At 69.9% G+C, this 11,829-nt stretch carries 11 protein-coding genes; 6 read left to right on the top strand and 5 right to left on the bottom strand.

The features are described from left to right. From D183_RS0105860 to D183_RS0105835, 6 genes are all read left to right on the top strand, one after another. Positions 1–820, top strand: an 820-nt coding sequence (locus D183_RS0105860; RefSeq protein WP_017908183.1) for a hypothetical protein, incomplete at its 5' end; no start/stop codon positions are given. A 54-nt stretch (positions 821–874) separates the two neighbouring features. Next, positions 875–1,360 carry an rRNA maturation RNase YbeY gene (gene ybeY, locus D183_RS0105855; protein ID WP_017908182.1) on the top strand — a complete coding sequence of 162 codons (486 nt, stop codon included), beginning with the start codon at positions 875–877 and terminating at the stop codon, positions 1,358–1,360. 190 nt (positions 1,361–1,550) lie between these two features. Then, on the top strand, positions 1,551–2,147 hold the full coding sequence (locus D183_RS0105850) for a hypothetical protein (protein ID WP_051067603.1): 597 nt from the start codon (positions 1,551–1,553) through the stop codon (positions 2,145–2,147). Positions 2,148–2,257: 110 nt separating this feature from the next. Then, complete coding sequence (locus D183_RS0105845) at positions 2,258–3,139, top strand: HlyC/CorC family transporter (protein ID WP_026144230.1); 882 nt, start codon at positions 2,258–2,260, stop codon at positions 3,137–3,139. Positions 3,140–3,159: 20 nt separating this feature from the next. After that, a complete protein-coding gene (locus tag D183_RS0105840) occupies positions 3,160–4,434 on the top strand; it encodes a lipoprotein N-acyltransferase Lnb domain-containing protein (RefSeq protein ID WP_232757220.1) in 1,275 nt (424 codons plus the stop codon). A gap of 49 nt (positions 4,435–4,483) precedes the next feature. Next, entirely contained in the window at positions 4,484–5,479 is a 996-nt protein-coding gene (locus tag D183_RS0105835; protein WP_017908178.1) for a magnesium and cobalt transport protein CorA, read from the top strand. Positions 5,480–5,650: 171 nt separating this feature from the next. Here D183_RS0105835 and D183_RS0105830 read toward each other — a convergent pair whose 3' ends face one another. From D183_RS0105830 to D183_RS24095, 5 genes are all read right to left on the bottom strand, one after another. Next, positions 5,651–7,015 carry an NAD-dependent succinate-semialdehyde dehydrogenase gene (locus D183_RS0105830; protein ID WP_017908177.1) on the bottom strand — a complete coding sequence of 455 codons (1,365 nt, stop codon included), beginning with the start codon at positions 7,013–7,015 and terminating at the stop codon, positions 5,651–5,653. Between the two features lie 302 nt (positions 7,016–7,317). Beyond that, positions 7,318–8,169 (bottom strand): ABC transporter permease subunit, encoded by an 852-nt coding sequence (locus D183_RS0105825; RefSeq protein WP_017908176.1) that lies wholly within the window; start codon positions 8,167–8,169, stop codon positions 7,318–7,320. Then, positions 8,166–9,128, bottom strand: coding sequence for an ABC transporter permease subunit (locus tag D183_RS0105820; RefSeq protein ID WP_017908175.1), 963 nt, complete (start codon positions 9,126–9,128; stop codon positions 8,166–8,168). Before D183_RS0105820 ends, D183_RS0105825 begins: the two co-directional genes overlap by 4 nt. Continuing rightward, positions 9,125–10,267 (bottom strand): ABC transporter ATP-binding protein, encoded by a 1,143-nt coding sequence (locus tag D183_RS0105815; protein ID WP_017908174.1) that lies wholly within the window; start codon positions 10,265–10,267, stop codon positions 9,125–9,127. Before D183_RS0105815 ends, D183_RS0105820 begins: the two co-directional genes overlap by 4 nt. A gap of 174 nt (positions 10,268–10,441) precedes the next feature. After that, positions 10,442–11,829, bottom strand: a 1,388-nt coding sequence (locus D183_RS24095; protein ID WP_017908173.1) for an efflux transporter outer membrane subunit, incomplete at its 5' end; no start/stop codon positions are given.

The raw sequence follows: 11,829 nt of genomic DNA, 5'->3' as shown, positions 1-11,829 counted from the left end.
GGCTGCCGCCGCGGCCGCGCCGCCCGCAGCAACGCCGGCGCGGCCCTTCGTCGAAACCAGCTACGTGGTCGCTCCCGACACGGTGGGCGACTTCAGCCTGCGCAGCAGCAAGTACGACCCGGCCGCCAAGGCCGCCGGTGCCGGCTTCCTCTACGTGCTGAAAGGCCACCCGGAACTGACCATCAACGTGTTCGTCTATCCCGCCGGACAAAAGGAATCGGCGCGGGCCATCGCCGACGGCATGGCGGGCTTCCGCGCCGATCTGGCCGCAGCGGTCTCCCGCGGCACCTACGCGGAACTGCACGAACTGGGCGCGCAACGATTCGAGCTGGGCATCGTCGTCGAACCGGCGCCGAAGGCCGCCAGCACCCTGGACAAGGCGCTGGTCGCGGCGATCGCCGAGGCCCAACGTGTGCCCGGAGAAAAGCTGCGGATGGAACTGCGCCTCGACCCGGAGGATGCACCGGCCCGCTCCAACGGCTATCTGTTCTACAAACAGCTCTACTACTTCAAGGTGCGCGTGTCGGCCGCTGCGCAGGACATCGGACCGGATACCTTCGACACCCTCGCCGACCAGGCGGCGCGCGCGCTGGTGCCCGCCATCCAGGTGACCAATGTCGGCGGCTGCGCGACACCGACCATCCAGATCGACCCGAACGGCAAGCCGGAACAGGCGGCACTGCAGCTCGTCCGCCAGAGCACCCTCTACCAGGGCTTCAACTGCAGCAAATCCGCCGCAGACGCTGGCATCGACCGCGCGACAGGCAATGCCGCTGTGATCGAGATCGCCTACGACGCCGGCGACTGGGCGTCGCCCTGAGCGCGCGTTAGCGCGATACTGTGCCCCCCCACCGCAGCACCCGGCCGTTCCGCCATGACCAAAGGTCCCGTCCGCCTCGATGTCGGCGTCAGCTACGCCCTGCCCCGCGCCGGGCTGCCGGCGGCGCCGAGCTTCCGCAAGTGGGTCGCCGCTGCACTGAAGGGCCGCATCCGCGAGGCCGACCTGGCGATCCGCCTCGTCGACGACCGCGAAGGCCGCGCCCTCAACCAGCACTACCGCGGCAAGGACTACGCCACCAACGTGCTCAGCTTCCCGGCCGAACTGCCCGAGGGGTTGCCGAAGGGCGTCAAGCTGCCGCTGCTCGGCGATCTGGTGATCTGCGCACCGGTGGTGGCGCGCGAAGCCGCCGAACAGGACAAGCCGCTCAACGCGCACTACGCGCACCTGACCGTGCATGGCGTGCTGCACCTGCTCGGCTGGGACCACGAGGACGACAAGGAAGCCGAGGCGATGGAGCAGCTGGAGCGCGAGATCCTGGCCGACCTCGGCGTCTCCGACCCCTACGCCGGCGAGCGTTGATCCGAGATCCCACACCCGCTGTCGCGACCGACCCTCACCCCAACCCATCTCCCGGGGGGAGAGCAGCTCGTGTATCGCCCACCTCCCGCGCTGGTCAAGCGCGGGCGCCGGCGGTAACGTGGCCGCGCGGCGATCGCCGCAGCCCCGTTTTCCTTCGAGGTTCCGTGCGTTGATCCGTCCCTCGCTCGTCCTGCTGGCGCTCGCCTGCGCCGTCCCCGCCGCTGTCGCCGCGCCTCCCGCACCACCGACTGCAGCGCCTGCCGCCACCGCAACCGCCGATCCGGTCATCGACCTGCCGGCCCTGCTGGAATGCCGCCAGCACGTGGCCGACTTCACCGCGCTGGCGCCGCTGCTGGCCGATCCGCTGAAGGCGGTCGCGCACGGCTGGCGGCCGCTGCCGCAGTCCAACCTGTTCATGACCGAGTACGCGTTGACCCGGCCGATCCAGGTGTTCGGCTACAGCAGCGAGCGCATCGCCTTCTCCGGCGCCAGCGTGATGGCGATCCTGGACCTGCCCGACCCGCGGCCGCTGGCCAAGCGCCTGAATCTGGAAGCGGCGGTGGACACACCGGAGAAGGCCATGTTCGGCCGCGAAGTGCTCAGCCGCGACGTCCACGATCCCAAGACCGGCGAGCCGATGATCGAGTCGATCATCCTCAGCGTGTCCACGGTGAAATCGCATCCCGGCAAGACCCTGGCCGGCTGCAGCTACAGCCTGGACCTGCCCGAGGAGCCGGGCGCGGCACCGGCACCGGACGCGCTGCACACGCCGGCCAAGGGCGGCTGAACCCGCGCCGGCGGGCCGCCGGTACCGGCCGCCGACGTCGCGATGCTGTCGCGAGCGCCCTGCTAGACTTGCGGTTACCGCCCGTTCGACCGGGCGCCTACCCACAGAACATGTCAGAAGACGGACCGAGTAGTACCTCCCCGGAATCCCACGAAAAACGTCGCGGCTGGCTGGAACGCCTGACCTCGGTGTTCTCCGGCGACCCGCACACCCGCGACGATCTGGTCGAGGTGCTGCGCGACGCGCAGCACGATGGCCTGATCGCCGCCGACACGCTGCGCATGATGGAGGGCGCGCTGTCGGTCTCCGAACTCACCGTCGGCGACGTGATGGTCTCGCGCGCGCAGATGGTGTCGCTGCCTGTGGAGTCGCGCTTCCTCGACCTGATGAAGCAGGTGGTCGAATCCGGCCACTCGCGCTTCCCGGTGCACGGCGAGAACAAGGACGACATCCTCGGCATCCTGCTGGCCAAGGACCTGCTGCGCGGGGTGGTCGCCGACCACGGCCCGGGCACGGTGCGCGAACTGCTGCGTCCGGCGGTGCTGATTCCCGAGTCGAAGAAGCTCAACGTGCTGCTCAAGGAGTTCCGCCTCTCGCGCAACCACATGGCGATCGTGGTCGACGAGTACGGCGGCGTGGCCGGGCTGGTGACCATCGAGGACGTGCTGGAGCAGATCGTCGGCGACATCGACGACGAGCACGACGACGCCGAGGACGAAGCCTCGCTGATCGCTGCGCAGGCCGACGGCCAGTACGTGGTGGATGCGCTGACCCCGATCGAGGATTTCAACGAGCGCTTCGGCGCCGACTTCCCCGACGACGACTACGACACCGTCGGCGGGCTGGTCACCGAGGCGATCGGGCACCTGCCCGAGACCGGCGAGGAACTGACCCTGGGCCGATTCGCGTTCCGTGTGGCGAAGGCCGACGCGCGCCGGGTGCAGGCGTTCCACGTCACCATCCTGCCGCCTCCCGCGCAGGACGGCGCTTGAGCACGCACCGCGTGCCGCGCATGCGCGCGGCCTGCTGGCTGGGAATGCTGCTGGCCCTGTGGACCGGGCTGGCCTTCGCGCAGACCGCGCCTGCGGATCCGGCGGCACCGCCGCCGCTGGCCGCAGCGGCGCCCGCAGCACCCGACGCGGCTGCGAACACTGCCGCCAGCGCCAGCAGCGACCCCGCACCGCGCATCGGCGTGGCGACGATGCAGCCCGGCGAAGTGTTCTTCGAGCGCTTCGGCCACGACGCCATCGTGGTGCTCGACCCGCGCACGGGCCAGGCCACCTCGTACAACTTCGGCTTCTTCGACCCCAGCGAACCAGGCTTCGTCGGCCGCTTCGCCGCCGGCGACATGCGCTACTACCTGGTCGCCCTGCCACTGCAGGAGGACCTGGAGCAATACCGCGAAGCCGGCCGCGGCGTCGACATCCAGTGGCTGGACCTTGCCCCGGCGCAGGCACGCGCGCTGCAGCAGGCGCTGGCCTGGCGCGCGCGCCCGGAAAACGCGCGCTACCGCTACGACTACTACACCGCCAACTGCGCCACGATGGTCCGCGACGCGCTGGACCGGGCCATGGGCGGCGCGCTGCACGCGCAGCTGTCCGGCCGCTCGCGCGGCAATACCTACCGCAGCGAATCGGTGCGCCTGGCCTCGCCGGCACCGTGGATGTGGCTGGGCTTCGACCTGGGCCTGGGCCCGTACGCCGACAAACCGCTGTCGCGCTGGGAAGAGGCCTTCGTGCCGATGCGCCTGGCCGAGAGCCTGAGCGAGGTGCGCAACAGCGAAGGCCGCCCGCTGGTGCAGGCGCGCCAGCAGTTGCTGCCGCAGCGGCTGCCGCCCGAACCGCCGGAACAGCTGCGGCACTGGTGGCCGTGGCTGCTGGTGGGGCTGGTCGCGGCGGCGGGGGTGCTGGCGCTGGGCCGCCGCCCGCGCTGGCTAGCCGCGCTGGCGCTGCCGTTCTGGCTGCTGTGCGCGCTCGGCGGCGCGGTCCTGCTGTACCTGTGGGGCTTCAGCGAGCATCGTGCCGCCTGGGGCAACCGCAACCTGCTGCTGCTGGATCCGCTGTGCCTGCCGCTGCTGTTCGGCGGTCTTGCCGTGCTGCGCGGGCGCCGGCCCGGACGCTGGTTCGACGTGCTGCTGTGGCTGGTGGTGGCGCTGGCCGGCGCCGCACTGCTGATCCACTGGCTGTCGATGCTGCAGCCGCAGTTCAACCTGCAATGGATCGCGCTGCTGCTGCCGGTGCACGCGGCGCTGGCCTGGGCGCTCACCCGCCCTCGCCCGCAGCCCTGATACCGTCGCGCCACTCGCCACGCGCGCCTCCGCCGAACCCACTCCCGCCATGGCCTCCGCGACCGCCAATCCCGCCTGCGTCATCAACTGCGTGCACTACGACGGCCACGGCCGCCGCCACGACATCGCCCTGGAGCAGATCAGCGACGTGCTGGCCGGCCACGACGACGGCTTCGTCTGGGTCGGCATGTACGAGCCCGGCGACGCGGTGCTGCAGCAGCTCAAGGAGGAATTCCAGCTGCACGAACTGGCGATCGAGGACACCCGCAAGGCGCACCAGCGGCCGAAGGTCGAGGCCTTCGGCAACTCGCTGTTCCTGGCGGTGCACACCGCGCAGGTGATCGACGAACGCATCGTCTACGGCGAGACCCACGCCTTCCTCGGCGCGCGCTTCCTGCTGACCGTACGCCACGGCGCCTCGCTGCCCTACGCGCCGGTGCGCGAGCGGCTGGAACGCGAGGCCTCGCTGATGAAACTCGGCCCGTCCTACGCGCTGTACGCGGTGCTGGACTATGTGGTGGACAACTACCAGCCGATCCTCGACGCCTTCCGGCAGAGCCTGGAACGGCTGGAGGCCGACATCTTCGCCGAGTCGTACCGCCGCGACACCGCGATCCGCCTGTACGAACTCAAGCGCGAACTCAACCAGATGCGTCTGGCGGTGGCGCCGCTGCAGGACGTGCTGGCGCACCTCAAGCGCCACCCCGGCCCGCTGATCGCCGAGGAAGTGCGGTTGTACGTGCGCGACGTGCTCGACCATGCGGTGCGCACCAACGACGCCATCGACACCCTGCGCGAAATGCTCGGCACCGCGCTGAGCGTGAACCTGTCGCTGGTCACCCTGGCCCAGGGCGAGACGGTCAAGCGCCTCGGCGCCTGGGCCGCCCTGCTCGCCGCCCCGACCCTGATCACCAGCTGGTACGGCATGAACTTCAAGCAGATGCCGGAACTGGAATGGCCCTGGGCCTACCCACTGATGGTCGGCGGCGTCGCCGCGGTGTGCGTGGCGCTGTATGTGGCGTTCAAGCGGGCGAGGTGGTTGTGAGCCGCCGCGTCGCGGCGGCGGGAATGGGGAAACGGGAATCGGGAATAGACAGCGCGCCGCAGGCATGAGGTAACGCTGCATCGTTAGGCGTGCAGCAATCATCCGTGACAGACGGCGCCATCAGGCGCCGCCGCTTCTCCCATTCCCAATTCTCCATTCCCGATTCCCAACTCAAGCCACATACACCGACTTGATGTTCATGAACTCATGGATGCCATGCTCGGCCAGTTCGCGGCCGAAGCCGGAGCGCTTGATGCCGCCGAACGGCAGGCGTACGTCGCTCTTGACGATGGCGTTGACGAAGGCGGCGCCGCACTGCAGCTGGCAGGCCACGCGCTCGCCGCGGGCGCGATCACGGGTCCAGACGCTGCCGCCGAGGCCGAAGGTGGTGTCGTTGGCCACGCGCACCGCCTCGGCTTCGTCGGCCACGCGCAGGATCGCCGCGACCGGGCCGAACAGTTCCTCGTCGTAGGCCGGCATGCCCGGCGCCACCTGGTCGAGGATCGACGCCGGATAGCCGGCGTGGCTGCCGCGCTCGGGTTCGCAACCGAGCAATGGCTTTGCGCCCTTGGCGATGCTGGCCTGCACCTGCTTGTGCAGTTCGTCGCGCAGGTCCTGGCGCGCCATCGGTGCCAGCGTGGTCGCCTCGTCCTGCGGGTCGCCGAGGCGACGCTCGGCCGCGGCGGCGACGAAGCGGCGCACGAATTCGTCGGCGATCGCCTCCACCACTACGAAACGCTTGGCCGCGATGCAGGTCTGCCCGGCGTTGTCGAAGCGCGACTTCACCGCCGCGGCGACGGTAGCGTCCAGGTCGGCGTCGTCCAGCACCACGAAGGCGTCGCTGCCGCCCAGCTCCATCACGCACTTCTTCAGCTGCCCACCGGCATTGGCGGCGATGGAGCGGCCGGCGCGCTCGCTGCCGGTGAGAGTGACCGCGGCCACGCGCGCATCGCGCAGCACCTCGGCAGCCTGGTCGTTGTCGATGTGCAGCACGTCGAACACCCCGTCCGGCACGCCGGCGTCGGCCAGCACCTTGCGGATCGCGTCGGCGCAGCGCGGCACGTTGCTGGCGTGCTTGAGCAGGGCGACGTTGCCGGCCATCAGCGCCGGCGCCAGGAAGCGGAACACCTGCCAGATCGGGAAGTTCCACGGCATCACCGCCAGCACGCAGCCCAGCGGCTCGTAGCGCACGTAGCTGCGCTGCGCATCGGTGGCCACCGCCTGCTCGCGCAGGTAGTCCGCCGCATGCTCGGCGTAGTAGTCGCAGGCCGCGGCGCACTTGTCGAGTTCGGCCAGCGCCTCCTTGCGCAGCTTGCCCATTTCCGCGGTCATCACCCACTGGATCGCGTCGCGCTGTTCGCGCAGTTGCGCACCGACCTTGCGCAGCAGCGCGCCGCGCTGATCCAGCGGCGTCGCCGCCCAGCCCTGAAACGCCTGCGCCGCAGCGGCCAGGCGCTGTTCGACGGCGGCGGCATCCATCAGCTCGAGACTGTATTCGACCTGGCCATTGGCCGGATTGACGGTGTCGTAAGGCATCGCGCGGACTCCTGGAAAAGTGTCCGGTCAGCCTAGCGCCGTGGACGTTGCGGCGACGTGGCGATGCCATAGAGCGCGATGGCTCACAGTGTTCCGCGTGGCCTGTATGAGTCGACTGTCATGCAGCAGCCAGGAGCGACGCGCCGTGCTTTCCGATGGCGCAATGCGTCGGGACTGGAGTCCCTCCCACAATGCACCAGGCAAGCTCGCCGCAAGATCCTGTGGGAGCGGCTTAAGCCGCGACAGGGCTTACCGGCAATGCGTGTCGCGGCTGACGCCGCTCCACGGAAAAGCAGCGCACATCATCCCCCCTGCTGTTGCGCCAACTGCATGTCGCGCTGGCGGCGCTTCTCGCTGCGCGCCATCAGCCACCAGCCGACGACGGCGGCGATCGACACCGCCAGCACCATCAGCGTGGCCAGCGCATTGATCTTGGGCTTCAGGCCCATGCGCACCGACGAGAACACCGTCATCGGCAACGTGGTCGAATCCGGGCCGGCGACGAAGTTGGCGATCACCACGTCGTCCAGCGACAGGGTGAACGCCAGCAGCCAGCCCGACACCAGCGCCGGGGCGATGATCGGCACGGTGATCAGGAAGAACACCTTGAGCCGGTTGGCGCCCAGGTCCATCGCCGCCTCTTCCAGCGAGCGGTCCAGTTCCTGCAGGCGCGAGGACACCACCACGGTGACGAAGGACAGGGTGAAGGTGACATGCGCGGCCCAGATCGCCATCACGCCCTTGGGCGGGATGCCGAGCACGCCGCCCATCGACACCAGCATCATCATGATCGACAGGCCGATGATCACCTCCGGCATCACCAGCGGCGCGGTCACCAGCGCGCCGAACAGGCTCTTGCTGGGGAAGCGGCGGAAGCGGGTCATCGCCATCGCCGCCAGCGTGCCGAGCACCATCGACGCGGTGGCGGTCCAGAACGCCACCTTCAGGCTGATCCACGCCGCCTGCAGGATCTGGCGGTCGCGCAGCAGCTCGCCGTACCACTTGGTGGAGAAGCCGGCCCACACCGTCGCCAGCTTGGAGGCGTTGAACGAATACACCATCAACAGCAGGATCGGCAGGTACAGGAAGGCGAAGCCGGCGCCCAGCACCGTCCAGCGCAATACCCTGCCCATGCCGCCGCGCGCGCCGCTCATGCCTGACCGCCTTCGAGCTGGCGCTGCTGGTAGCGGTTGAAGATCAGGATCGGCACCATCAGCAGCGCCAGCATCGCGATCGCCACCGCCGAGGCGGTCGGCCAGTCGCGGTTGTTGAAGAACTCGCCCCACAGCACGCGGCCGATCATCAGCGTGTCCGGGCCGCCGAGCATCTCCGGGATCACGAACTCGCCCACCGCCGGGATCATCACCAGCATGCAGCCGGCGACGATGCCCGGCCGCGACAGCGGCAGGGTCACGGTCAGGAACGCCTTCCACGGCGGCGCGCCGAGATCGTAGGCGGCCTCGAGCAGGCGCTGGTCGAGCTTGACCAGGGTCGCGTACAGCGGCAGCACCATGAACGGCAGATAGCAGTAGACGATGCCGATGTAGGCGGCAACCGGGGTGTAGAGGATGTGCAGCGGCGCATCGATCAGGCCCAGCGCCAGCAGCGCGCGGTTGAGCACGCCGTTGCTGTCGAGGATGCCGATCCAGGCGTAGACGCGGATCAGGAACGAGGTCCACGACGGCAGCACCACCAGCATCATCGCGATGTTGCGCGCCGACGGCGATAGCCGCGCGATCGCGTAGGCCATCGGATAACCGATCAGCAGGGTCAGCACGGTGGAGATGCCGGCGATCTTGATCGAGCCCCAGTAGGCCTCGATGTACTGGTGGTCGCGCAGCAGCGCCAGGTAGTTCTGCAGGGTCAGCTTCAGCGTCAGCACGCCGTCGCGGAACTCCAGCAGTGCGCTGTACGGCGGGCTGCGGATCGCCTGCTCGGCGAAGGAGATGCGCAGCACGATCAGGAACGGGATCGCGAAGAACAGCAGCAGCCACAGGTACGGCGCGGCGATCACCAGCCAGCGCAGCGCCGGTAGCGACCCCAGGCGCAAGCGCTGCTGCAGGCGCAGCCGTGGCGTCGGTTGCGGCGGCACCGGGACGACGGGCGCGCTCATGCGGTCAGCACCACGCCGTCGTTGTCGTCCCACGACACCCACACCGTGTCGCCCCAGGTCATGCCTTCGCTGTCCCAGCGCTTCTGGTTGGCGAAGTTGGATTGCACGCGGATGCCGCTGGGCAGACGCACGTGGAAGATCGAGTGGCTGCCGAAATAGGCGATGTCCTCGATGGTGCCGCGCGCCTTGTTGTAGGTCTGCTCGGGTTCGCCCTTGGTGATCCAGACCTTTTCCGGACGCACCGCGAACGCCACCTCCTGCCCTTCCACGCCGGTGATGCCGTGGCTGATGTAGATCGGCACCGGGAACTGCGGGCAGAGCACGGTCACGTGGTCGGGATGGTCCTCGCCGATGCGGCCCTCGAACATGTTCACCGAGCCGATGAACTCGGCGACGAAACGGCTGTTCGGCGACTCGTAGATGTCGCCCGGCGTGCCGACCTGGCGGATGCGGCCATGCTCCATCAGCGCGATGCGCGTGGCCATGGTCATCGCCTCCTCCTGGTCGTGGGTGACCATCACGCAGGTCACCCCCGAGGTCTCGATGATCGAGACCAGTTCCAGTTGCATCTGCGAGCGCAGCTTCTTGTCCAGCGCGCCCATCGGCTCGTCCAGCAGCAGCAGTTTCGGCCGCTTGGCCAGCGAGCGCGCCAGCGCCACGCGCTGCTGCTGGCCGCCGGAGAGCTGGTGCGGCTTGCGCTTGCCGAGCGTGCCCAGCCGCACCAGCTCCAGCATCTCGCCGACACGGCTGGCGATGGCGCTGCGCGACAGGCCGTCCTGCTTCAGCCCGAAGGCGATGTTCTGCTCCACGCTCATGTGCGGGAACAGCGCGTAGGACTGGAACATCATGTTGAGCGGGCGCTGGTACGGCGGCAGCCCATCCAGCGGCTGGCCGTCGAGCACGATGCGGCCGCGGCTGGGCTGCTCGAACCCGCCCAGGCAGCGCAGCAGCGTCGACTTGCCGCTGCCGGAACCGCCGAGCAGCGCGAAGATCTCGCCTTGGCCGATGTCCAGATCGATGTCGTCCAGCGCGACGAATCCGTCGAATTCCTTGCGCAGGCCGGCGATGGACACATAGCCGGCGCCCTTGGCCGGCGGCGGTGCCGGCAGATGGTCGGTTCTCGCTTCGCTCAACGCCATCGGTGATTCCCCGTGAAGCACGCCGTCGTGCGGAGCGCCGCAGCGGCGGCGACCGCGGCGCGGTGAGCCTCAGTGTAGCCGTGGGCGCCGCGTCGGCGATACCGCGGCGGCCACGCCGCGCGGCGGCGCGGGATTCGGGAGTCGGGATTGGGGATTCGTCAAAACAGCACGCGCTTACTGTGTCGTGGCTGGCGCTGGCGCGGACGCCGGCGCCTGCGGTGCCGCCCAGCCCAGACCCAGGCTCTTCTGCAAGGCCACGTAGCGCAGCAGCACCTGGGTATGCGCCTGCAGCGCACTGTCCTGGGCGGAAGCCTGCTGGCGCTGCACGTCCAGCGCATCGATCAGCGACGAGGCGCCGGCGGCATAGCGTTGCTGCAGCAACGCGGCGGAACGATCGGCCGAGGCCGCGGCCTTGTCCGCGGCCAGCGCCTGTTGGCGCGCGGCGCCAAAGCGCGCCAGGGCGCCGTTGGCATCCTGCAGCGCGGCCAGCACCGTGCCTTCGTAGGCGGCCAGCCGCGCGGCATTGCCGGCGCGGGCCTGCTCGACCTTGGCGCGGGTGCCGCCGAAATCGAAGATCGACCAGCGCAGGAACGGCGCCACCACGCTGTTGACCGCGTCGCGGCCGAGATCGCCCGGCGAGGTCGCGGCCATGCCGATGTTGCCCAGCAGCGTGACCTGCGGGAAATACGCGGTCAGCGCTTCGCCGATCTTCGCCGACGAGGCGGCCAGCTGGCGCTCGGCGCGGCGCACGTCCGGGCGCCGGCGGATCAGCGCGCCGGCGTCGTCCACCGGCACCGTCGCCGGCAGCGTCGGCAACGGCCGGTCGGCGGCCAGTTCGGCATCGAGTGCGCCGGGCTCGCGGCCGATCATCAGCGCCAGCTGGTCCAGCGCCACCTGCGCCTGCGCCTGCAGGTCCGGGAGTACCGCTTCCTGTTGTTGCAGTTGCGCCTGCGCGCGTTCCACCTGCAGGTCGGCGTCGGCGCCGCGCTCGCGGCGCTGCCGGGTCAGCTGCAGGGTCTGCCGGGCAGCCTCCAGGTTACGCTGGGCCACGGCCATGCGCGCACGCGTGCTGCGGTAGCCCAGGTAGGCCTGCCCCACTTCGGCGGCGATCTGCACCTGGGTGTCGGCGAGGTCGGCCTCGTCGGCCTGGGCATCGGCCAGTGCGCCCTCGCTGGCGCGGCGGCGGCGGCCGAAGAAATCCAGTTCCCAGCTGGCATCGATGCCGACGCTGTAGAGCTGCGCGCGCGGATCGATCTCCACCGGCTGGCCGGTGCCGGCGGCGATGCTGCCCAGGCGGTCGGTCAGCGCATCCGGCGCGCGCGCGTTGAGATAGGCGGCCGTCGCTCCGACGCTGGGCAACTGCTCGGCGTGGCGCTGGTCGACCAGCGCGCGCGAGGCGCGCAGGCGCGCCTGCGCCACCCGCAGGTTGGGGCTGTGCTGCAGGGCCTGCTCGACCAGCATGGTCAATTGCGGATCCTGCAGGGTGTCCCACCAGCGCTGCGGCGGCGGTGCCGGCACCACGCCGGCGGCCGCGGCCGTGGCATCGGCGCGGTGCAGCCGCG

The organism is Xanthomonas sp. SHU 199, from assembly GCF_000364665.1.
Lineage (GTDB): Bacteria > Pseudomonadota > Gammaproteobacteria > Xanthomonadales > Xanthomonadaceae > Xanthomonas_A > Xanthomonas_A sontii.
Note: the sequence above shows the minus strand (reverse complement) of the source record. Positions and strands in the feature narration are given on the sequence as shown.